Source organism: Paenibacillus sp. BR1-192 (assembly GCF_029542445.1).
In the GTDB taxonomy this organism is placed as follows: domain Bacteria; phylum Bacillota; class Bacilli; order Paenibacillales; family Paenibacillaceae; genus Paenibacillus_AQ; species Paenibacillus_AQ lautus_A.
This window is the reverse complement of record NZ_CP120718.1, coordinates 4,413,085-4,436,806: the sequence shown is the minus strand read 5'-3', so window position 1 is coordinate 4,436,806 and position 23,722 is coordinate 4,413,085. Positions and strand designations below refer to the sequence as shown.

General features: G+C 51.6%; 20 protein-coding genes. 17 read left to right on the top strand and 3 right to left on the bottom strand.

Features of this window, described 5'->3' with window-relative positions; translation table 11 throughout:
- The 6 genes from P0X86_RS19695 (at nucleotide 1) to P0X86_RS19670 (ending at nucleotide 4,045) form a co-directional block, all read left to right on the top strand.
- Nucleotides 1-339, top strand: coding sequence for a Na(+)/H(+) antiporter subunit C (locus tag P0X86_RS19695; protein ID WP_096774307.1), 339 nt, complete (start codon nucleotides 1-3; stop codon nucleotides 337-339).
- Nucleotides 332-1,813: a Na+/H+ antiporter subunit D gene (locus P0X86_RS19690; protein WP_277746271.1), complete on the top strand. Its 1,482-nt coding sequence runs from the start codon at nucleotides 332-334 to the stop codon at nucleotides 1,811-1,813. Before P0X86_RS19695 ends, P0X86_RS19690 begins: the two co-directional genes overlap by 8 nt.
- 5 nt (nucleotides 1,814-1,818) lie before the next feature.
- Nucleotides 1,819-2,298 (top strand): Na+/H+ antiporter subunit E, encoded by a 480-nt coding sequence (locus tag P0X86_RS19685; protein ID WP_015736054.1) that lies wholly within the window; start codon nucleotides 1,819-1,821, stop codon nucleotides 2,296-2,298.
- On the top strand, nucleotides 2,295-2,588 hold the full coding sequence (locus P0X86_RS19680) for a Na(+)/H(+) antiporter subunit F1 (protein WP_036661249.1): 294 nt from the start codon (nucleotides 2,295-2,297) through the stop codon (nucleotides 2,586-2,588). The genes P0X86_RS19685 and P0X86_RS19680 overlap by 4 nt, the downstream gene beginning before the upstream one ends.
- Nucleotides 2,572-2,967 carry a monovalent cation/H(+) antiporter subunit G gene (mnhG, locus tag P0X86_RS19675; RefSeq protein WP_015736053.1) on the top strand — a complete coding sequence of 132 codons (396 nt, stop codon included), beginning with the start codon at nucleotides 2,572-2,574 and terminating at the stop codon, nucleotides 2,965-2,967. The genes P0X86_RS19680 and mnhG overlap by 17 nt, the downstream gene beginning before the upstream one ends.
- Before the next feature lie 196 nt (nucleotides 2,968-3,163).
- Nucleotides 3,164-4,045, top strand: coding sequence for a GNAT family N-acetyltransferase (locus P0X86_RS19670; protein ID WP_277746270.1), 882 nt, complete (start codon nucleotides 3,164-3,166; stop codon nucleotides 4,043-4,045).
- Nucleotides 4,046-4,132: 87 nt separating this feature from the next.
- Here the strand turns inward: P0X86_RS19670 and P0X86_RS19665 are convergent, their stop codons facing one another.
- Entirely contained in the window at nucleotides 4,133-4,786 is a 654-nt protein-coding gene (locus P0X86_RS19665) for a TVP38/TMEM64 family protein (RefSeq protein WP_213579069.1), read from the bottom strand.
- Between the two features lie 335 nt (nucleotides 4,787-5,121).
- On the opposite strand from P0X86_RS19665, the gene P0X86_RS19660 reads away from it, so the two are divergent.
- The gene (locus P0X86_RS19660; RefSeq protein ID WP_009592439.1) at nucleotides 5,122-5,988 is read left to right on the top strand and encodes a YitT family protein; all 867 of its coding nucleotides are present in this window, start codon (nucleotides 5,122-5,124) and stop codon (nucleotides 5,986-5,988) included.
- 102 nt (nucleotides 5,989-6,090) lie between these two features.
- On the opposite strand, the gene P0X86_RS19655 is transcribed toward P0X86_RS19660, so the two are convergent.
- Entirely contained in the window at nucleotides 6,091-6,303 is a 213-nt protein-coding gene (locus P0X86_RS19655; protein ID WP_009592426.1) for a hypothetical protein, read from the bottom strand.
- Between the two features lie 48 nt (nucleotides 6,304-6,351).
- The gene (locus tag P0X86_RS19650; protein ID WP_277746269.1) at nucleotides 6,352-6,924 is read right to left on the bottom strand and encodes a thymidine kinase; all 573 of its coding nucleotides are present in this window, start codon (nucleotides 6,922-6,924) and stop codon (nucleotides 6,352-6,354) included.
- Nucleotides 6,925-7,304: 380 nt separating this feature from the next.
- Between P0X86_RS19650 and P0X86_RS19645 the strand changes: the two genes are divergently transcribed.
- From P0X86_RS19645 to P0X86_RS19600, 10 genes are all read left to right on the top strand, one after another.
- On the top strand, nucleotides 7,305-8,081 hold the full coding sequence (locus tag P0X86_RS19645) for an ABC transporter ATP-binding protein (RefSeq protein WP_096774302.1): 777 nt from the start codon (nucleotides 7,305-7,307) through the stop codon (nucleotides 8,079-8,081).
- Nucleotides 8,082-8,146: 65 nt separating this feature from the next.
- Nucleotides 8,147-9,166 (top strand): aliphatic sulfonate ABC transporter substrate-binding protein, encoded by a 1,020-nt coding sequence (locus P0X86_RS19640; protein WP_277746268.1) that lies wholly within the window; start codon nucleotides 8,147-8,149, stop codon nucleotides 9,164-9,166.
- A 147-nt stretch (nucleotides 9,167-9,313) separates the two neighbouring features.
- The gene (locus tag P0X86_RS19635) at nucleotides 9,314-10,066 is read left to right on the top strand and encodes an ABC transporter permease (RefSeq protein ID WP_481858308.1); all 753 of its coding nucleotides are present in this window, start codon (nucleotides 9,314-9,316) and stop codon (nucleotides 10,064-10,066) included.
- Complete coding sequence (locus tag P0X86_RS19630) at nucleotides 10,063-10,872, top strand: ABC transporter permease (RefSeq protein WP_277746267.1); 810 nt, start codon at nucleotides 10,063-10,065, stop codon at nucleotides 10,870-10,872. The genes P0X86_RS19635 and P0X86_RS19630 overlap by 4 nt, the downstream gene beginning before the upstream one ends.
- A 48-nt stretch (nucleotides 10,873-10,920) precedes the next feature.
- Entirely contained in the window at nucleotides 10,921-12,291 is a 1,371-nt protein-coding gene (locus P0X86_RS19625; protein ID WP_277746266.1) for an LLM class flavin-dependent oxidoreductase, read from the top strand.
- A 174-nt stretch (nucleotides 12,292-12,465) separates the two neighbouring features.
- On the top strand, nucleotides 12,466-14,205 hold the full coding sequence (locus P0X86_RS19620; protein WP_277746265.1) for an RNA polymerase sigma factor: 1,740 nt from the start codon (nucleotides 12,466-12,468) through the stop codon (nucleotides 14,203-14,205).
- A 250-nt stretch (nucleotides 14,206-14,455) separates the two neighbouring features.
- Nucleotides 14,456-15,199 carry a GTP pyrophosphokinase gene (locus P0X86_RS19615; protein WP_277746264.1) on the top strand — a complete coding sequence of 248 codons (744 nt, stop codon included), beginning with the start codon at nucleotides 14,456-14,458 and terminating at the stop codon, nucleotides 15,197-15,199.
- A 533-nt stretch (nucleotides 15,200-15,732) separates the two neighbouring features.
- Complete coding sequence (locus P0X86_RS19610; RefSeq protein ID WP_277746263.1) at nucleotides 15,733-17,130, top strand: protoporphyrinogen oxidase; 1,398 nt, start codon at nucleotides 15,733-15,735, stop codon at nucleotides 17,128-17,130.
- Nucleotides 17,127-17,699, top strand: coding sequence for a DUF1697 domain-containing protein (locus P0X86_RS19605; RefSeq protein WP_096774295.1), 573 nt, complete (start codon nucleotides 17,127-17,129; stop codon nucleotides 17,697-17,699). The genes P0X86_RS19610 and P0X86_RS19605 overlap by 4 nt, the downstream gene beginning before the upstream one ends.
- 780 nt (nucleotides 17,700-18,479) lie before the next feature.
- Nucleotides 18,480-23,690, top strand: coding sequence for an S-layer homology domain-containing protein (locus tag P0X86_RS19600; RefSeq protein ID WP_277746262.1), 5,211 nt, complete (start codon nucleotides 18,480-18,482; stop codon nucleotides 23,688-23,690).
- The last annotated feature ends 32 nt before the right edge of the window (nucleotides 23,691-23,722 follow it).

The window sequence follows — 23,722 nt, the reverse complement described above, 5'->3', positions numbered from 1 at the left end:
ATGGAACTATATATGTCGCTTGCCATCGGAATTATTTTCGCGGTTGGGATCTACCAGATCTTATCCAAGAGCCTGCTGCGGATCATTCTTGGCACGTCGCTGTTAACCCACGGCGTCCATCTGCTGCTGCTGACCATGTCAAGGCTGAAGACCGGGGCTGCGCCGCTGCTTGGCGAGGAGGCCTCCTCTTACGTTGATCCGGTTCCGCAAGCATTGATTTTGACGTCCATCGTCATCAGCTTTGGCGTCACGTCGTTCTTTTTCGTACTGGCTTATAAAGCATATCAACGGTTGGGCACGGACAACATGGAGGAGTTAAGGGGGATGGACGATGAATAACGTGATTGTGCTTCCGCTCCTGATTCCTTTGGTTACGGCCGTCATGCTTATTTTCTGTTCCAAATACGTCCGCGCGCAGCGGTGGATCAGCGCGGTTAGTATTCTAATCAACCTGCTTTGTGCCCTGTTCATCGTCAACCAGGTGAGTAACGAAGGCATCCAGACGCTTCATATGGGCGGATGGCAGCCGCCGTACGGGATCGTGTTCGTGGCGGACATGCTGGCCGCACTGCTGGTGCTTACGACGCTGATCGTTGCGGGAGCCTGCCTGTTCTATGCTTTTCGGAGCATCGGGGAAGAGAGAGAGAAGCATTACTTCTATCCCTTTTTTCAATTTCTGCTGGCCGGCGTGATCGGATCGTTTCTGACGGGGGATCTGTTCAACCTGTTTGTCTGCTTTGAGGTCATGCTGATCGCTTCCTATGCGCTGATCGTGCTGGGCGGCACCAAGCGACAACTGAGAGAAACCTTGAAGTACATGCTGATTAACATTATTTCATCCACCTTGTTTGTTGCAGCCGTAGCTTATTTATACGGCACGGTCGGCACGCTGAACATGGCGCATCTGTCCCTGCGTGTGGCAGAAGTACAGCAGGACGGAATCTTGTCGGTCATTGGCCTTTTGTTCCTGATCGTATTCGCACTGAAGGCAGGCTTGTTCCTGTTCTTCTGGCTGCCCGGTTCCTACAGCGCACCTCCGGCGGCCGTAACGGCTCTGTTCGGCGCACTGCTGACGAAGGTCGGGTTATATGCGATTATCCGAACCTTTACGCTGATTTTCCATCACGATACCGGTAACATTCACGCCGTCATCGGCTGGATGGCTGCGGCCACGCTCGTTCTGGGCAGCTTGGGCGCGGTTGCGTATAAGGATCTCGGACGCATCCTGAATTACAACATCATCATTAGCGTGGGCTTCATCGCCTTTGGTGCGGCGGTGGCCTCCTCGGATTCCTTAAACGGAGCCGTGTTCTATTTGATGCATGATATGATCGCTAAGGCGCTGCTGTTTATTCTGGGCGGTATCATCATGGCGAGCGCGGGCGCGAGTAAGCTGAGCGATATGGGCGGCCTGATGAAGCGCCATCCCCTGGTAGGGTGGATGTTCTTCATCGTGGCGCTGGCGCTGGTCGGCATCCCGCCGCTTAGCGGATTTCTTGGCAAAGTCCTTATCGTTCGCGGCGGACTGAGCGAGGGGCATTATGCGCTAACGGGATTGGCGCTGGCATCAAGCCTGGCGGTGCTCTACTCCCTGATCAAAGTGTTTATGGGAGCATTCTGGGGCGAATTCCCAGGGCCTAATGAATCGCGGCCGGTCAGAATCCATCGGACCGCATATGCGGGAGCGATCGGGCTTGCGATCATAGTGATTGTCCTGGGGGTCGGTTCAGAATGGGTATATTCCTATACCTCCCAAGCAAGCGCCGTATTATCCGATCCGTCACTATACATTCATGCCGTATTAAAGGAGTAGTGGATATGGGCCATCAAATCCTGTTAAATATCATCATTGCCATTGTCTGGATGTTCCTGAACAATAACTGGTCTCCCCAGCAATTCATTGTTGGATACCTGATCGGCATCTTGCTCATTTATATGCTGCGGCGCTTCTGGCCGAACGACTTCTATTTGCGCAAGCTGTGGTCCATCCTGATGCTGCTGCTCTTGTTTCTAAGCGAACTGTTTAAATCGAGCGTCACGGTCATCGGTCAGATCATAAGACCGAAGCTGAACGTTCGTCCCGGCATCTTCGCTTACTCCACGGAGCTGAAATCCGATTGGGAGATCACGGTGCTATCGTGCCTGATCTGCTTGACGCCAGGAACGCTTACCCTGGAAGTGTCGCGCGAGGGTCAGACGCTTTATATTCATGCGATGGATATCGAGGACGTCGAAGAGCTGTCGAATCAGATTCGCGGTACCTTCGAACGGGCGATCAAGGAGGTGACCCGCACATGACCCAGAGCATGCTGATTGCTTCGCTGGTGATTTTGTCGCTTGCCATCCTGGGCTGCTTGTATCGCTTGATCAAGGGACCCTCCATGAACGACCGGATCATGTCGCTGGATACGATCGGAATCATCCTGTTGTCCATGATCGCTGTGCTGTGCATGCTCTTCCGCACAACGGTCTATTTCGACATCATATTGCTGATCGGAATTCTAACGTTTATCGGAACAACCGCACTCGCCAGATATATCGAAAGGGGTGACGTCATTGAACGCACAAACGATGAGTCAGATCGGTGAGTTTCTGATTGCGCTGATGGTGCTGCTCGGAGCTTTACTCGGCGCATTGAGCGCATTCGGCCTGATTCGCCTGCCGGATGTGTACATGAGATCCCACGCAGCCACGAAGAGCGCTACCCTTGGCGTCCTCTTTATTCTTGCGGGCGCATTTCTATATTTCACCTTTTACTTGGAGCATGTCAGCGCGAAGCTGCTGCTGGGGATCGTGTTCGTTTTCATTACGGGTCCGGTTGCCGGCCACTTGAACGGGAGGGCGGCTTACCGGTCTGGGGTATCCATGTGGGAGAAAAGCGTTCATGATGACCTGAAGCCTGCTCTCAAGCGCGAACGTGAACGCATGCGCGATTCCCGGAAGGCCGAACATTCCGAGAAAGGATGACCGCAAACCGTAAACAAGTTCCCGATGAATAATGGAGAAGATGAGATGGGCTTTCCAAGCATATGGGAAGCCCATTTCTGGATTGCATGCCTGGCTCACGAATATCATTTCGTGGTAAAATTGACCAAAACGGGTTCGCGGAGTGATGGGATATCACGCTAGGAAAGCTGATCCTGAACAAGGAGAATGTGTACAGATGGTATTGAATACAGATCAAACGAAATTAAGAGAGCTGTCTTCCTTTCTTGCCCGAATGAACGGGGATCGTCATCATCATGTCGGATATTGCGGCGAACAGGAAGGGGAGATTTATAGCACGCTGCTGGAAGATTTTTCGGAAAATGGCCGGCTGAGCAGCCAGCGATTTACCGTGATCTATGATCAAGATCAGATAGTAGGCGCATTGGGATTCGATGTGGACGAAGAAGAGGGAACTGCTGAGATATGGGGACCTTTTATCGATGCACAAGGCGAGACTTGGCATCGATTGGCGAAGGAGCTATGGATTGAAGGAACAACGAAGCTGAATGGCGATGTAACACGCTATTTCGGATTTTATAATGCAGCTCATCTGTCCGCTGCGAGGTTTATGGAGGACAAAGGGGGAAGAAAGACAGGTGTGCATCATGTGCTGAGAATCCAAAAATCCACCTTGTTAACGAATGCCGCGTCTGGATTGCAAGATATCACGCCCGAGTATTGGGATGAGTTCGCGGATCTGCATGGCAAGGCCTTCCCGAATACCTATCTCAGCTCGGAGTCTATTTTGCGGAAGCTGGATGAGGATCACCGGCTCTTCATACTTACGGAAGAAGGCCGTTTTGCCGGGTATGTGTATGTGGAGGGAGACCCTGAATTTCAGGAAGGAAATATAGAGTACATCGCGGTATCCGAGCATTTCCGGCGCAAAGGCTATGGCCGGATCCTGCTTGATCAAGCGCTCCATTATTTGTTCCAGGTCCTGCAGCTGGAAGAAATCTCGCTATGCGTGGACCAGGACAATGCAGGGGCGCTCCAGCTGTATCATCGTGCGGGCTTTGAGACGGTACATAAACTGGCGTCATACGTATTGGAGTGAACATGATGATTTCCAACATAACACGCTCATAATTAACAAGACCCGCCACCCCAGCAATCGGGACCGGCGGGTCTTCTTGTTAAACATCTAACGCTTCTTCTTTTTACTGCTGATGACGACGCTTCCGGGCTGATCATCGTGATGGTAACGGTTTTCCATCTTTTTGCCGGCCAGCCACAATAGCCAGAGGACGACGGCCGCGATAAGAATGCGCCAAGGCTGCTGGATAAAGGCCTGCCAGTCATGTCCGATGAATGCCACCATGAAGATCATCACGGATTTGCCTGCCATAACGGCGATCGTGAACGTTGTAGCCGATACCGTGCTGATGCCGGATGCGATATTGATCAGCGAGGAAGGCGTAAAGGGAAAGCAGTACAGAATGAAGATCGGCGTAAAGCCCTTTTCTTCAATCCAATGGAAGAAACGCTGGGATCCCGGCATTCTTTTTTGTATAAGCAATCCCAGTTTGCCTCCCAGCTTGCGAACGATCCAAAACACCGTGACGGATCCAAGGCAAACGCCGATCCAGGACAGCAGGAATCCCCACCATAAGCCATAGGCTGCGGAGTTTCCCATCACCAGGACGATGAGGGGCAGAAAGGGGAGAAACGCCTCTATAAATGGAAGCAAAATACCCGGAATGGGACCCAGCCGCGAGTACTGCTGCAGCCATCCCTGCACTTGATCCATGTCAATTTCTTTCATATGGGTCCACACGTTCTGAAGCCATTCCAACATGATAAGTAAATCCTCTCCCTGCCTGGGGTAAAATTATGTATTTTCTCGTCGATCGCGGATGGAATATATTATAGCATAACCGGATTCAATATTATAAATTGCAAGTATTGGCCACCCTGTTCCAGTCGATTCGGTCATGCCCCGCAGCGATGGGTCAGGAATAGATCGAAAGGTTGATGGGGCGGGACTGTACTCCTTATGTCCGGGGAGCCCGACCATGGTCTGAAAGATCCATGTGACATGGTGTGTCAACATTGACACGCCATTCCTTTTTTTAATACAATGGTTCTTCGACAGGCTTTATCGTGTGAAAAATGATACAAAAGGAGAATGGCATGGTCAAAAATCACAAAAAACTGACAGTCGGCGAAATTCTGAAACGGTTCATCTTTATCACCGTCGGTGCAATTCTGATGGCCGTGGCGCTTGAGATCTTCCTGGTGCCCAACGAAATCATCGATGGTGGAATTACCGGTATTTCCATCGTATTATCATCGATTACGCCCATCAAATTGGGGGTATTCCTGTTTATCATCAACTTACCGTTTCTGTTTATCGGTTATAAGCAGATTGGCAAAACGTTTGCGTTTTCCACGCTGTACGGGATCGTGGTGCTGTCGGTGGCGACAACCTTCCTGCATCATGTAGATCCGTTCACGAACGAGAAGATTTTGGCGGTATTATTCGGCGGATTGGTTCTGGGCCTCGGGGTCGGTCTTGTCATCCGTTACGGCGGTGCGCTTGACGGGACGGAGATCGTAGCCATCCTGCTGTCCAAGAAGCTGCGAATGCCGGTCGGTCAGATCATCATGATCATCAACGTTTTCATATTCATTACCGCAGGGTTTGTATTCGGTGCAGATTCGGCGATGTATTCGATCTTCTCATACTACATAGCGGCAAAAGTGATGGATATTGTGGTAGAGGGCTTGGACGAGTCCAAATCCGTTACGATTATATCCAACGAATATGAGGAAATTTCGAGTGCCATCATGCAGCGTCTGGGACGCAGCACGACCATGATCTATGCTAAGGGCGGATATTCGAAAGAGGACACGCAGATGATTTATTGCGTCATCACCAGGCTGGAGATTGCGAAGCTGAAGACCGTGGTGCAGGAGATAGACAAGAACGCATTTATTTCGATTCAAAATGTCGCGGACGTGCTGGGCGGAAGCATGGCAAAGTCCGATATTCATTAGGGATACGTTTAAGCTATCGTCTTGATACGCTGATTAACGAAGCGGCCCTCTGCAGATAAGTTCTGCAGAGGGCCGCTGTTTTCGTGATCGGCAATCCGCCGATCACTTCCGTACTTCAAAAAACTCGCATTCGTCCCGTTTGTGATAGCCGAGCGAACTGACGCTGGATTGCGTAATGACGGTATCGTCGGTGAAACGGATGACAAGACTCCCGGAATCAATCAAATGATTATCCTTGAAGATGCGTATACGGATCTGCTGCTCCATGACTTCTTGAAAGTCCTGGTCGGTCAATAACGGTCTGACGATCGGCATGGATGACCAACTCCTAACGTAAAAAGGTGGTTTGATTGCGATAACGTCCTATGCTAAAGGGGGATTGGTATGGCATTTGCGGCAGACAGGGAAGTAGGTATCATTCCCGCCGATCAGGATCTGTTCGCCGGCATAGACGGGCTTGCCGTCGATGACGCGAAGGTTCATGATCGCTTTGCGCTCGCAGAACCAGCAGATCGTCTTCATTTCCTCGATTTTATCGGCGTAAATCAGCATCCAGCGGCTGCCTTCAAACAGCTCGTTGCGGAAGTCGTTCTTTAGTCCGAAGCCCATGACAGGCACGTTAAGCTCATCGACGATTCGAACGAGCTGGAGGATGCTGTCCTTGGACAGGAACTGGCATTCGTCAACAAGAACGCAGTAGGACTTAGGCTGATGATCCTTCACGATCCCGTAGATATCGGTCGTATCGGATATAGGTATCGCTTCACGGCGCAGGCCGATTCGCGACGATACATAACCGACGGCATCCCGGTCATCGAGAGCGGACGTAAAGAGAAGCACCGGTTTGTTCTGTTCTTCGTAGTTATGGGCGACTTTCAAAATCTCGATGGATTTACCACTGTTCATGGAGCCGTACTTGAAAAATAATTGAGCCATGCTTTCGTTCCCTTCCTATAGGTGCAATGTTGCTTTTATAAGCGCAATGGTGCAAATTTCGTTATTCTTACTATATAAGATATGACATGCAGAGTATATTGTCGCATTATTGGGCGGTATTTGTCCATTGCTGGTGTTGAATATATTCTGACAAACCTGTTACCAGGGAACGAAAAAAAGGTTTGACAACCATTACCAGCAGTTGTAATATAACGGCATACCAAATGAATACCAAGATTATCGACCAGATAACTGGAGATATCACGCAAAGGAACAAGTACGACGGTTGAGCGTACTTTGATCAGCGTGATATCTCTTTTTTTTCACCTTTTAACCAAGTAAACAGGTGTGAATAATTATAATAGGGGATGGTGAGGAAAATGTCAGCAGACACATTGATTATTGAACAGGTAAACAAAATTTTTCAAGCCCCGACAGGGAATGTTACGGCGCTGAAAGGCATTGACTTGCGGGTTCGTAAAGGGGAATTTATCACATTGATCGGACCGAGCGGTTGCGGGAAGAGCACCTTGCTCAAAATCGTTGCGGGCCTGGATACGTCGTACGAGGGAAGCGTCCTGCTGAATGACAAGCCGATATCGGGTCCAAGCATCGAGAAGGGGTTTATATTTCAAGAGCCGCGCTTGTTTCCATGGCTGACGGTGGAAAAGAATATCGCAGGCAATTTATCGCTGAAGCAGAAGGACGTCCGGAAAAAGGTGGATGAATTCATTGAGCTCGTTCGGCTGAAAGGCTTCGAGAAGGCATATCCCAGGGAGCTGTCGGGAGGGATGGCCCAGCGGGTAGCCATCGCCAGGGCACTGCTGCGGAATCCGGACGTGCTGCTGCTGGATGAACCTTTTGGCGCGCTGGATGCGTTCACTCGCTCCCATATGCAGGAGGTGCTGCTGGACATCTGGCAAAATAACCGCACGACCATGCTATTTGTTACCCATGATCTGGATGAGGCTGTGTTTCTTGGCGAGCGGGTCGTCATTATGAACCCGAGACCGGGCCATATTCGTTCCATCCTGCCGATCGATCTGCCGTTCCCGCGGAAACGGACCGGATCCTCCTTCCAGGAGTTGCGAACCAAAGTGCTGCGAGAGTTCGAGAAAGTGGAAGAACCGGAGTTCGATACCGGTGCAGGAATTTAATCGGTCCAGGGTTGTCGAGCGTCAAACCAAATGAACGATAGAGAACAGGGGGAGAGAATCTGATCATGAATACAAAGAAAAAGAACGTCGCCATTATGCTATTGCTTATCCTTTCCGTCTTCGCATCCGGCTGCGCCGGGGCAAACAGCCAGCCCGCGGCTGAAGCCGTCAAGAAGGGAGCAGACGGCAAATACACAGATTTGACCGTACGGCTCGGGGTCCAGGGAAGCGGCGGTTTGTTCGGCAAGGCGCGCGAGGAGAGATGGTTCGAGGAGGAGTTCGGCAAGCTAGGCGTCAAGGTGGAGTGGGCAGAGTTTCAGAGCGGCCCTCCCATGACCGAAGCGATGGCTTCGAATCGTCTGGACTTTGCGGGACTCGGCAATATGCCGATTATCGCCGCCCAGGCGGCCGATATTCCGTTTAAGGTCATCTCCCAGAGCTTGCACGGCCAGAAGAATGTGGCCATCATCGTGCCGCCGGATAGCACTGCGCAGACCCTCAGTGATCTGAAGGGAAAGAAGGTAGCGGTAACCAAAGGGAGCAATGCCTTTAACTTTTTGTACCGGGGATTGGCGGATCAAGGACTCAAGGTATCTGACATCGAAATCATTCAGCTTCAGCCCGACGAAGCCCAGCCTGCATTCGAATCGGGAGGCGTCGATGCTTGGGCAACCTGGGACCCGTACATTACCTTGAACACGCTGACAGGCAAAGGCAACGTGCTGGCGGACGGCGAGCAGCTTGGCGTCCTGTCGCCTTCGTTCAATATCGTGCGGAAGGATTTTGCCGATCAATATCCGGATTTGGTCACGCTCTATCTGACCGTGCTGAACAAGTCTCTCGCCTGGGAGAAAGAAAACGAAGCGGAGGCGATTAAACGTTACGCCGATGAGCGCGGCATCCCGCAGGAAGTCATTCAAGGCACGTTTGACCGTTCAAGGTCGATCAACATTCCCGTAACGGATGACATCATCGCGGAGCAGCAGAAAACCGCCGACTTCCAATTCGAGCAAAAAACGATCCGCAAAAAAATCCAGGTCAAAGAGGTGTTTGATAATCAGTACATTGAGGCTGCAACCCAATAAGCGGCACATCATCTGAAATTGAAAGGAGGTAGCGCTTATGCTCCCGGAAGGGATCAGCAAAGGGGCGGTTGTCGTGACCGCCGACCCCGTCGAAACCCGTCTCCGTCCTAAGCGGATTGACCGCAGGTTCCTGTTTAAACTTACCGGATCGGCTGGCTTGTTCCGCTCTTTATCATCATCGCGTGGCAGGCGGCTGGGGCCATGGGTTGGCTCAATCCGATCCTGCTTCCGACTCCGCTCGATATCTGGAGGGAATTCGTTCATTTAACAAGCTCCGGCGAGCTGATTCGGCATTTGGGCATCTCATCCTGGCGAGCGCTGCTCGGGTTACTGCTCGGCGGCAGCCTCGGTTTGGCCGCGGGGATATGGGTTGGTTTCTCGTACAAGGCCGAGCGGCTTGTCGATCCTACCTTGCAAATGCTGCGGACGCTTCCCCATCTGGCCATTGCGCCGCTGTTCATTCTATGGTTCGGATTCGGGGAAACCTCGAAAATCCTGCTTATTGCCAAGGGCTCGTTCTTTCCGCTCTACGTGAACACATTCCTCGGCATCCGCTCCGTGGACAACAGGCTGTTTGACGTAGCCCGCGTCCTGCAATTCAGCCGTTGGGATATGATCCGCAGGCTGATCGTTCCCGCTTCGCTGCCCCATATTTTCCTCGGCATACGCCTCTCGATCGGGGTTGCATGGCTTGGCCTGGTTGTGGCGGAGCTGATGGGTTCCAGTTCCGGCATCGGTTATATCATCAATGATGCGCGTTCCTTCTCCTGGACCACGGTGGTCTTCGTCGGAATTATAGTGTTTGCGCTCGTCGGGAAGCTGTCGGATTCCCTCGTCAAAGGGCTCGAAGGCAGACTTCTGCGTTGGCAGGACAGCTATAAGGGAGGCGACCCGTCATGAGAAGTCATGCAGACACTTCAGAAACAGGGGGGCGGGACTGGCTGAAGGCCATTCCAAAGCCCCTCCATGCCTGGCTTGTGCCCGCAGCGATCTTGGCTTTATGGCAGGCAGCCGGCGGATTTGGCTGGATTTCGGCGTCCCTGCTGCCTACTCCGCTTACGATAGCCAAGCAATTCGCGAGTTTGGGGGCCAACGGCGAGCTGTGGGAGCATTTTCGGATCAGTCTTCTTCGAGCGCTATCGGGCTTTTTGCTGGGCGGCTTGACGGGGCTGGCTCTAGGATTGTCCACGGGGCTTGGCAAAATGGCGGAGCGTACGCTGGACCCTTCATTTCAAATGCTGCGTACCGTACCGTTATTATCGCTGATTCCGCTGTTTATTCTATGGTTCGGCATCGGGGAATTCTCGAAGATTCTCATGATCTCCCTCGGAGCCTTTTTCCCGATCTATGTAAATACCTTCCTTGGCATTCGCAGCGTGGATGCAAAGCTATATGAAGTATCGAGGATCTTTCAATATTCAAAGCTGCAGCTGCTGATCCGGTTGATCGTACCGGCTGCACTGCCGAACATCTTGCTTGGCATCCGCCTGTCGCTCGGCGTTTCCTGGCTTGTGCTGGTCGTAGCGGAGATGATGGGGACCAGCACGGGCATCGGATACATGATTCAAGACGCCCGAGCCTATTCCCAAACGGACATTGTGTTTGTAGGCATTGTTATTTTTGCGGTCGTGGGCAAGCTCTCCGATTCCGTTGTACGCCGGCTGGAATCCAGGCTGCTGGGCTGGAGAGAGACATATAAGGGCTGATCAAGGATGGTTGGCTGACAATTTTATATGAATTGGAGTGGTACGAAGATGGGGACAACCAACCGCAGAGATCATCAGATGCACCTGGGAGCGTTTATCTATTATGCAGGACATCATCACGCCGGATGGCGTCATCCAACCTCGGACGTGGAGGGCATGTTTGGAATTGAGCTGTATAAGCAGCTGGCAGCCACGGCAGAGCGGGGAAAGTTCGACATGATGTTTTTTGCCGATTTGCTGTACGTGACCCAGGTCGAAAATTCCGCTTCCGGCATGCTGGACCCGTTAACGCTGTTATCCGCACTCTCCGCCGTGACGGACAAACTGGGGCTGACCGCCACGGTCTCCACAACGTACAATGAGCCGTATAACGTGGCTCGGAAATTTGCTTCTCTCGATTGGATCAGCGGGGGAAGAGCGGGCTGGAATATCGTGACGTCCCAGCTTGACATCGAAGCCCACAATTACGGCAAGCCGGAGCACCCGGAGCATGGCTTGCGTTACGAAATGGCACGCGAGTTTGTTGAAGCGGTTACCCGGTTATGGGACAGCTGGGAAGACGATGCCCTTGTGCTGGATCGGGAGTCCGGGAAATTTGCCGATGGAGCGAAGGTGCGTCCCGTGGACTTTAATGGGCAATGGTATTCCACGAAAGGCCCGCTGAACGTTCCGAGGCCGCCGCAAGGCTACCCCGTCCTGATACAGGCCGGTTCTTCCGGTCCGGGACAGGACTTTGCCGCCCAATATGGCGAGGTCATCTTTACGGCACAGCAGTCCAAGAAGGCAGCGCAGGCGTTTTACGCCAGCGTGCACTCGAAGCTGTCCCATTATGGTAGAGCAAGCGGAAGCCTGAAAATCATGCCGGGCCTGTCGCCTGTCATCGGCTCAACCGAGGAGGAGGCACGGCGTAAAGCGCACGAGCTGCTGGAATTGATTCCGCCAGCTTCGGCGATCGCCGTTCTGTCCGGGTTCCTGAATTACGACCTGAGCGGTTATCCGCTGGACCAGCCGCTGCCAAGAAACATCCCGGACCCCGTGGCCGCATCCAACGGCATGAAAAGCCGGGTCCAGTTATATATGGACATGGCTTATCAGGATAATCTTTCGATCTTAGAGTTAGGGAGGAAGATACTGACCACAAGAGGTCATATGCCATTTGTCGGGACACCCGAGCAGCTGGCCGACATGATGCAGGATTGGTTCGAAGGTTATGCCTGCGACGGATTTAATATCATGCCTCCGGTGCTGCCGGGAGATCTGGACGAGTTCGTGGATGCGGTTATCCCGGTGCTGCAAGAACGGGGCCTGTTCCGTTCCGAATACAGCGGCAATACACTGAGGGAGCATCTGGGCCTAACGCGTCCTGAACCGGGACATTTTCGCCGGGAGGCTCAACAGGCCACCGCAGATGCCATATAAGCGTGAAAAGCCGGAGAACGTTCCAAGCGACCGAGGGTGCAGGTCAGCTTGGGACGTTTTTTTTGTCGCTTCAAATGCAAAAAAAGCTATACTATTTCTCGGGTGATATTGTCAGAAATGACGATCTTCTCAAGTCATATAAGTAGTCAACGATACGAAAGAGGGTTCGAGCAATTGGAAACGACAGCAGACAGTGCGATTCAATGGGATGAGATGGAAGATGACGAGCTGGTGAAATACTCGCAGGCAGGGGAACGGGAAGCATTCGGGGAGCTTGTTCGGCGCCATCGCTCCAAGGTGTATGGCTATGCCAGAGCGATAACGCGGGAGTCCTACTTAGCAGAAGACGTGGTGCAAGATGCCCTGATCCGAGCATTCATGCATCTTGGCAAATTGGTGGATGCCCGGCGCTTCCTTCCATGGATGCACCGCATCGTCCGGAATCAGGCCTATACCCGCCTTAAAGGGAGCTCCGCGTGCAAAGAGCAGACTTTCACCGAGCTAGAAGGCATGGGAAGAGTTAACGGTTCGGGGAGTCTGGAGCAATGGAACGATCTGGACAGCATTCTGGGCAGGCTCAACCATTCCGCATGCGAAGCGGCCTCGGGTTTTAACGTACCGGAGGAGCGCATCGTGCAGCAGGAAACGCTGCGTGCTTTAACCGGCATCATTCAATGCCTGAAGCCGCGCGAAAGGCTTATTTTCGAATCCCATTTTTTCGATCAGCTGTCCCCGCAGGAAATTGCCGACTTGTTTCAGCTCTCTTCGGCCAATGTGTACCAGATTATTTCGAGATCACGGAAAAAAGTGATCCAAGAAAAAATCCGCGTTACCGTTGACTCTTATATTAAGACGAGAAGGGACCTGGGAATTATGAAGAAGAACATATTGCCTTACGAAGGACCGATGAAAGAAACCAAAACCTGGACATCCGCAGCGGATGCCACGTACAAAATGCTTCAGTTTACAGACCGCAAGCTATCGCTTCCGATGGTCATGGGGCTGACGGGGCATGCATTCCGGATCAATATCATACCGAATGATGTCCATATCGCGGGCCCGACCGCCTATTTTTTCGGCGAATCTTTATCCCGCGGCCTTCATAATATCGGCTTCCATTCCAAATTCGTCGACGGCATGTCGGACGGCATCGGGACAAACGCCAATCTGCTGGATCCTGCCCTTATGGAAAAGGGAGCGATGAATAAACGCAGCATTCATCAAGAGCTGCCAAGAGCCCTTGATTTGATCCATGCCTCATTGGATCGCGGATATCCCGTCCTGGCCTGGGATATTTTCTTTCCGGAGTTCGGAACGCTGTACGGGTACGATGACGAGACGAGAACCTTATATGCGGAGGAGTGCGGAAGAGTTGATACGCTGCCATACGAAAATCTAGGCAAGAGTGTCTTGGAAGAAATATTCGTCCTGGCGATTGAGGGTTCCGTGGATTTGACGCTTCGGCAGCAGCTGCGACTGGCACTGGAAACCGCCACCGCGTTATATGAAGGGGAGGAAAACGCGGTGCCGACGGCTGTGAAGGGAATTGCGGCCTACGATGCTTGGATAGAATCGCTGCATGGTCGTGAAATAGAGCCGAATGGTCATGCTTACAATATCGAAGTGCTGCGGGACGCACGGTACTATGCCGCCGAGTTCTTCAAGGAACTGGTGACAGCCTGGCCGAAAGACGGGCCGGATCTGACGACATCGTTCGAAGATGCGGCCAGGCTGTATACGGAGATCTGCAAGAAGTTCAGCGTCCTGCATGGAATGTTTCCATTTCCGCAGGGGGGCGAGCCTAATTCGGCAGAACAAGCAGCAACGGCGATATCGCTGGTAGATGAAATTAAAGCCTTGGAGATCGAAGCTGCTGCGAAATTGAGCCAGATGTTTGCTGCATTGTCCTCCTGAATCCAGATTGATCTAGCGGCTTAATTCTTGACGCAATGCTTGGAATGAATACGCATAAGATAAAGACGCCTGCGACGTTTGTAGTTGCGGCGTCTTTTTGACGTTATTGCACTAAAGTTGCAGTCGCACCTCAATATCAACTACTATTTAAAGAGGGACAGAACTTCTAGAATGTTAGCAACGCGTTTTGTTTTTATTTACTACTCGAGTCGTCACGGCTCTGAATCACACAATCGAAAGGAAGTATCCCATGAATTCTTTGCAAATCGAACAGCTCAAAATCATTCGGAACGAAATTACCCGATTCATGATGAAATACAAATTCGCCTTAGATGAGATCGAAACCAAGATGGAGATATTAAAAGAAGAGTTTCAGGCTCTTCATGACTATAGCCCGATCGAGCATACGAAATCCCGCCTGAAATCGCCGGAGAGCATCATGAAGAAGCTGCTTCGCAAGGGCGGAAACATATCGCTTAGTTCCATAGAAGATAACATTAAGGACATTGCGGGTTTACGAATCACCTGTTCATTCATTACCGACATCTACAAAATCAGCGACATGTTACAGAATCAAAGCGATTTAACGGTCCTGAACGTCAAGGACTACATCAAGAATCCGAAGCCGAACGGATACCAAAGCTTGCATCTGTTAGTGGAAGTGCCCGTCTTTTTCTCTGACCGGGTGGAGAAGGTATGCGTTGAAGTCCAGATTCGAACGATTGCCATGGATTTCTGGGCGAGTCTGGAGCATAAAATCTTTTACAAATATAATAAGTCGGTTCCCCAGCACCTGCTCGAAGAGCTTAAAAAGGCGGCGGATACCGCCAACGCGCTGGACCGTCAGATGGAGCAATTGCACCGCGAAGTGCAGGCCATAAAGGATTCGGAAAGCGACGATTCGCTGCTGGAGGAATTAAAAAGCATCCAGATCAACAACCGCAAGTATGAGCTCCCGGCGGGCTTGCTCGAAGTATTGACGGAGGATAATTAAGACGTACCCGGGCGGCGCAAAAAAGGAATGCCTGACCTGTTTCATCGCCCATGCACCGGGTATATATATCCTAAGTGGGAAGTGGAAACACATCAACACCAGACGGATAACAAGACGTTAAGTCGGAATTACCGAAAGGATTTGATACCCATGTACAACGAAACAAGGAATAAGGACGACACAGCCTGAATTATTCCGGCGTACACCTTAAGCTATTAAAGCAATGGAATGATAGCGTCAAAAAGGATATAACCGCTTCCCACGAAAAAAACTCTGCGAGTGATCTCGCGGAGTTTTTTGCTGTCGACAACCATCCCAACACCTGGATAATGAGGGCAGCACGCACAATGTATGGATTGTTCAGGGGCGATGTCCGGGAAACCGGTGGCTGTGTGAACGGTTCTGTTCACAATATTGAGGGAATGGCCCCCAACGAATGAACGGTCACTATGGTATACTTAGGAATTGGATACAATGGTAACGTAACATTATATATTAGTGATATGAACCTACATAATAGAGGTGTATGTACAGTGACAACTACCGTAGTCATCGGCGGCGGCATTACCGGACTTTCGACCTTATATTATCTGCAAAAAGAGCTGAAACATCATCGACGGGACATGGACTTGGTGCTGGTTGAGGCAAGCGATGTGCTGGGAGGCAAAATCCGAACCGTCCAGAACGGTGAATTTATTATGGAAACCGGAGCGGATTCGATCGTATCCCGGAAAACGAATGTGGCGCCGCTTCTGGAGGAGCTTCAGATAACGGACCAGGTTGTGTACAATGCCACGGGGACTTCTTTCATATATACAAACGACGGCCTAAAAAAAATCCCCGAGGAGAGCGTATTCGGCATACCGCTTAGCTTGAAATCCTTGGCCGAAAGCGGGCTGGTATCCGCGGAGGGGAAGGTGGAGGCGCTCAAGGACTATTACACGCCGAATGAGACGTTCACCAAGCATGATTCCCTGGGTGAATTCCTTGAGTCCTTTCTAGGGAAGGAAATCGTTCAGAACCAGATCGCTCCGGTCATATCGGGCGTCTATTCCGGGGATCTCCATGACCTGACCATTGCGTCCACATTCCCCTATTTGCTGGAGTACAAAAATACCTACGGCAGCATCATGGGCGGTTTGGCCGAGAATAAACAGAAGTTCCTTGGCACAGGCAATAAGAAATTTATTTCCTTCAAAGACGGTGTCTCGGTTTTGATTGACGCACTGGAACGGAGCCTGACAGAAGCAGGCGCGAAGATCTGCAAGGGCGTTGCCGCTGAGAGGCTGGAGAGAACGCCTAACGGCTATCGATTGATGCTGGCGAACGGCGAACAGATGGAAGCGGATTTTGTTGTAATAAGCACGCTGGGATCAAGCGCGAAGGAGCTGCTGGAAGATCCGCGGCTTCACGAGGATTTTGACCAATTGTATACGAAGTCGCTCATCAGCGTGTATCTGGCCTATGATATTCGAGATGAAGAGCTTCCTTACGACGGCACGGGATTCATTACGGCCAAGGGGACGAAGCTGAAGTGTGACGCATGCACCTGGACGAGCCGGAAATGGGAGCACACCTCCGAGAATAATCGGCTATTGATGCGATTGTTCTACAAAAGCTCCAATCCGTATTATGACCAATTAATCCGATTGTCGGACGAAGAATTGAAGCATGTCGGGATGGAGGATATCCGTCAGAGCTTAGGTTTAGAGGCTGAACCCGTGTCCTGCGAAGTTACCAAATGGCATGAGAATATGCCGAACTATCATCTGAAGCACAGGCAGGTCGTGGAGTCGCTGGAGCTCGCAATGGAAGACCTTTATCCTAACGTGATGCTTGCCGGCTGCTCATATTATGGCGTGGGGATCCCGGACTGCATCGCGAACGGCGAGAAGACGGCAGGTATGATCATGGAAAGGATGCTCAAATGACCATCTATATCGCTTTGCTTCGAGGAATCAACGTCGGCGGACACAATAAAATCAAAATGGCCGATTTAAGAAAAATGCTTGAAGGCATGGGCCTAGCCCGCGTGCAAACATACATTCAGAGCGGAAACGTGCTCTTCGAATCTGCGGATTCCAAGGAAACGCTGCAGGTCCAAATGGAGCAAGGAATACAAGAAGCGTTCGGCTTCCCGATAACCGTGATACTCAGAACCTCGCAGGAAATCGAGGGCATCGTCCGGCATTGTCCTTTTTCGGAAGAAACGATACGTGCGGCGGAGGCAGCATCGGAGTTTGAGAGTCTTTATGTTGCCATGCTGCCGGAAGCACCGACTCCCGATGACGTTGAGAGATTGAGGCTCTACGTGAACGATAAAGAAACTTTTGAAGCGATCGGAGAAGAAATCTATTTGCTGTTTAAGGAAAGCGTTCGGAATTCCAAGCTGGCGGCGCAAATGGCAAAGTTCGGCGTACCGATGACGATGCGGAATTGGAAAACCATGAACAAGCTGGTAGAGCTGTCCCGAACGATGCAAAATGAACAGCCGCTATAGTGGATTCAAGGTGACGGAGGAGGCATTTGCGGCATCCGATTTCGAAGGAAATTTGGGCCGGCGTGTTTCACTTCCCGTGGACCGGGTAAATATAGAACAAGTGGGAAGTGGTATTGTCATCGACGGACGGAAGAACATCATGTCATTCCGAAAGGCAGTTGATTCGCCATGAACACTCGCAAAAGGAGAAGGAGAGCGAAGTTTCTTCGATTCTTTTCAGGTAAGGCACCCTAGCAATTGGAAAATTGCTGCATAATGAATAATAAAATCGCTTCCCACTGATAAGGATCCTGCGATATCATTCGCGGGGTCTTTTTTTTTGTGCGGATTAAGCAATAGTTACAGTATGTAAGATACGCCGGAGCGGGAGTTGTTGCTCAAAGATGAATTGAAAATAAGTCGTTCATAGTGCTGAAGTATCGAACAATAGAGGTTGTTGGATCCCGAAATATGTACCTTGAGAAACGGATGAGCCATATGCCATGGACAGAAAGGCGCGGCGTTAAGTTGTCCTATTGTACTAGAGGTTCAGCGAATATCGGGACCTTTATATCATTTATCAAATTTTACATAAAGTGGTTTAAAAAACGATCGGAATATGCAATTATTGATCTTGGGAGGTGAAGAGGAAAAGGACCCCTCAAGGGGAAAAGCCTAAGTTGAAATCGCGAGGGATTTTATGTTGAAAACGCTTTAATTATAATTTGGAGATCCCATGGAGACCTGGAGAATTGGGAAACTGAATTGATTGCTCAAAAAATCATTTCTAGGAGGTTTTCCATGTCTAAGATCGTCCTTAAACGATGTATTTCCTGTTTCTTGATTCTTTGTATCGTTATGTCTGCCTCGTTTACTGCTCTCGCAGGACAAGCTTCCGCCCAGACACCCACTGCGCTTAACCCAGTGCCCGAGCTGCTGATCACCGAGCTTGTGCCTGATTCCACGAACGTAGGAACCGCCGACGGTTACGAATTTATCGAGGTTTACAACAATTCCGATCAAGCCATCGATTTCAGCAATTATAAGATACGCTACCGTTACTTGGAGAGCGACACCCTGTGGGCTCATGTACCCGACGAGGTGACCATTCCATCCGGAGGCACGCTGGTCTTCTGGATCATAAACGGTCAGAACAGCAAATCCACGATTGCTGATTTTAATCATAATTACGGTACCAACCTGAACGAAAACACCGATGTCGTCAAAATATTCTCAGGCGGCATGTCCAATTCGCGCATGCGGGAGCTCGTGGTCGTAACGAACACCGGCCGCCCGGTCGTGTCCGCGTTTTACAACGACGGTGAAGTTCATAACGGTCCCGATCAGGGAATCTTCTATAAATATCCCGAAGACGGCAGTCTAAAAATGCAGCGGATCTCCCAGCTGGAGCATAAGGCTACGCCGGGTTCGCTCGCGCATTCGGAAGTGCCCGCGGAGCCGGTACATATCGACGTGACCAAGGAGCCGTCCGTTGTCAATCGGACGACCACCACGAACGTGGAGCCGGGAGACAATCTGGAAATCGCCGCAGAAGCGCACGATGACCGCATGGTGACATCGCTCGCGTTATCGTATCGTGTCGACGGACAGAACGATTACAAGGTCGTACAGCTTCAGGAAGGACAGCAAGGCTATCATCATACGATACCTTATCTGGAGCTGCTGGGACATGCCAAGCTGGAGTATTTCTTCACGGTGTCCAACACGTTTAAGAAAGTGGAGAGCCCTAAATATGAGGTTGATCTCACGGGCAGCGGTGCAAGCGCGAGACTGAACGTTAAAGATCAACAAACGGTTACGGGCATCACGTATATTCGGGGTGCAGCTGATGGGGCTGGGCCTTCCGGTTTGGAGCTTCAAGTGGACGGAACGCCGGTTCAAGGCACTCCCGCCATGGAGCATTCCGCCTATTTTATATTTGAAGGCGACGGCATTGACGATGGGATCAACACGGTAACCATCGGCAAGGAGGTTCTTTTCGAGACGGAGGCGAACATTGACGGTTATCAAACCATCGTGGTCCCGATCGAACCGCAGTGGCTGACAAGCGGATCGAACGAAATTACCCTTCGGGCCGGCGATAACGAGAAGACCTACTTCGAAGACGACAAGCCGACGGGCAATATGGATGATTTCAATGCGCGCAACGTGCGGCTGCTCCTGGGAGACGGAACGGAAATCCGGGATCCGCAATACAGCGATCCCGCACGGATCCATGACCTTGGCGACGATGGACGTTTCCTGCCTTTCGTAGCTTTTCAATTCGACATTCCTGCCGAAAAAGTAAATGCATTGTCCTACGCATGGGATACCTCGGCCGTCTCGGACGGAACGCATTCCATTCAGTTGAAGGTCAAAGGTAAGTCTGAAGCAGCTGCCGATGTTCTGGTAGATAACCACGGACCGGAAATTAGCGCAACCGTTGAAGAGGGCAAGAGTTACAAGGGCGGCATCCCGATCGATGTGACCGTCACGGATCGCGTATCGGGCGTGGACCGGGTCGAGGTTACGCTCGATGGACGCGCCATCCAGTTGCCGTACAATACTTCCTCGGCTGAGCTTGAACCAGGCGATCATAAGCTGGAAATTCGCGCAGTGGACAAGATCGGTAACCGCTCGGAACAAACCGTGACGTTTAACACGGCTCAGGAGCATCCGAATAAACCTGTGTTGGTGTCGCCGGCAGATAAGGAGAGCGGCACCGGGCTGTCGCCGGAGCTGAAGGTTCAAGTCAGCGATCCATCGGATGACGAGCTCGAGGTCTCCTTCCATCAGGCTTATTCGTATCATGCTTTAAGCGGGGATCGGGTGAAATTGTCCAAGAACGCTTCGGACGAAGAACCGCCAAAGGATAGATTCCCTGCGGGCGAAACTGTGCTGACCGAAGAGGAATTGAAGCGGATATCCGAATCCAACGATGAATATGTCACCGTAGATTCAACGTCTCAATTCCCTTACATCCGGTTCGAGGCAGAGCTGGAGCATGCCGTCGAGCCCGGCGACAGCGTCGAAGTCGCTTGGGAAGGACACACGGTGTCCGGCCGCAAGGTCACGATGTATGCGTGGAACCACAAGCTGAGCAAATGGACGGAAATAACCAAGCATATTGCCCAGTCTGAAGATGATTTTACGCTTCGAGGCGAACTGACGGCAGCAGACTATGTACAGAATAATAAAGTCGATGTGATCGTACAGGATGAAATTCCTTCCCGAGGGGATTATGATTACACCTTTGTATGGGTATCCGATACGCAGTTCTTGACGGAGCTCTATCCGCATATTCAGCAAAAGCAGTTCGAATGGATCGTTGATTCCATCGATGAGATGAACATCAAATATTTGTTCCATACCGGTGATATCGTGAATGATCCAACAGCCGAATACCAATGGAAACGTGCCGATGCTTACATGAACATGCTGGAGGATGCCAAGCTGCCGCACGGCGTGCTTGCCGGGAATCATGACGTGGGCAGCTACGATTGGGATTACACGACCTACGGTCAATATTTCGGGGAAGACCGTTATAAGGATCAGCCCTATTACGGAGGCTCCTACAAGAACAACCGGGGACATTACGATCTGGTCTCCGTCGAAGGCAACGACTTCATCATGATGTATATGGGATGGGGCGTCGAAGACGAGGATATCAAGTGGATGAACGAGGTTCTCGCTGAATATCCGGATCGTATCGCATTCCTGAATTTCCATGATTACATGCTCGCGAACGGAACGCGTTCCGGCGTAGGCAACAAGTTGTACAAGGAAGTAGTCGTCCCTAATCGGAACGTGGTTGCCGTACTGAGCGGCCATTACACGGGAGCCAGCCTGCTTAAGAACGAATTGGACGATGACGGTGACGGCAATACGGACCGAACCGTGTATCAGATGCTGGCGGACTATCAAGGACATGCGGACGGCGGCAGCGGATATTTGAGACTGCTGCATTTTGATAAGGAAAGCAATCAGATTTACGTGAATACGTACTCTCCTTACTTGGATAAGTACAATTATTATACGAATCCGGGCGTGGATGAATTTACGATGAACCTGGATCTTGAGCCGAAACTGAAGCGGGTAGCCACCGATTCGATCCAGGTGAATCATCTGAGAGGAGAGGCCATCGGTACGCCGCAAAAGGCAGCGAGCGGCACGGAAGTTACTCAGCCGTGGGCAGGACTGCAATCCAACGGAACCTATTCCTGGTATGCCGTTGCCCAAGATGAATTCGGGGGAAGAACGGTATCGGACGTATGGACGTTCACAACGGATGAAGGGGGTCTCGCGGCCCCAACCAATCTGAAAGCACTTCAGGTCACGTCGTCCTCGGTTCAAATCGGCTGGGATCCTGTGAACCGTCCGGACCAGCAAGTCGTGAGCTATCATGTGTATCAGGACGGACAGCAAGTGGCCACCGTTACGGACAGCGTATACGAAGCGACAGGGCTTACGCCGGATACGCCGTACGAATTCAAAGTAACCGCCTCGGATCAGCATGGAGCGGAATCGCCACCAAGCGAGATCTTAACGGTGATCACGAGTGCTGTAGACGTTCCGGGTGCGCCGGTATGGACGCCCGGGGAGTTGGAATTTTCGGAGATCACATCGAACCGTGTAACCATGAGCTGGCCGGAGGCGGCTGCAAGCGATGGCGTGGAAGGATATCGCGTATATATGAAAGGCCGGGAGGAACCGGTGGTGACCGTGACCAGCGATGTGTATTCGCATACCGCAGCCGGGCTTACGCCGGATACGCGTTATCATTTTACCGTCAAAGCTTATAACGCTGCCGGCGAGAGCCTGGGACTCCATAACTCGGTCACGACTTCGGCTGCAGGAGTGGACAAGAGCGAGTTAATCGGATTAATCGCCTCGGCGCAGCAAAGGCTCGACGAAACACGGGAAGGCTCATCGCCAGGGCAGTATCCGGCAGGCGCAAGGTCAGCGCTCCGTGACGCGATTGCAAACGCCAGCGCCATAGCGCAGCAGGATCATGCAACTGCGAAGGATGTCAAGGACGCAATGACCGCACTGCAAGCCGCGATCCGCGCCTATAACGCTTCGGTGATCCCTTCATCCGAGAATCCTCCGTCATCGGGATCGGAATCCTCTGGCGGTGGAGTCCCCTTGTCCGGAAACAATCAATTAAAAGCGCTGGAAGTCATCATTGGCGGCGTAGCGGCTGCATTAACCCCTGCGTTCAACGAAAGCACGACGGAGTACCGGCTTGAAACGGATGCGGAATCCGTGCAGCTCCGCGTTGGGGCTGCGCATGGCAAGGCCGCTGTCCTTCTGGAAGGAGAGCCTCTGAAGAATGATCAGGTCATCAAGCTGAAGGAAGGGGATAACGTCCTGAAGCTGGTGGTTCGGGCCGAGAACGGTGCGACCAAAACCTATCAATTAACCATACACCGTAAGGCGAAAGCAGGGACAGAAGAACCGAAGCCGGAACCCCAGCCGGTGCTGTTAACCGACATCGGCGGACATTGGGCTTCATCCGCGATTGAGCAGGCGGTTTCGCTCGGCATCGTTGGCGGCTATCCGGATCAGACCTTCAAACCGGACCGTCAGGTCACGCGTGCCGAATTTATGGTGATGATGGCAAAAGCACTGAAAGGTCAAGCGGGATCTGAGAAACTGAGCTTCAAAGACAGCTCCTCCATCGGATCCTGGGCGCTTGAAGCGATTCAATGGGCCGTATCCGAAAGCATCGTGAAAGGATATCAAGACGGGACATTCAAACCGAACGAATCCGTTAACCGTGCGGAAATGGCGGTGATGATCGTACGCTACCTAGGCCTTACCCAGCCAGGTGCCGGAACGGACTTCCGCGATCAGCAGAATATTCCGGCTTGGGCGGAGAAGGAAATCGCAGCCGCGGCCGAGGCCGGCATCGTGAACGGACGTTCGGGTAACCGGTTTGCACCTCAGGAATCTGCGACCCGTGCGGAAGCGGTCATGATGATACTTCGGATGCTGGAGCATGCAGAGTAAAGTAACCATACGAATGTAGAACATAGAAAAAG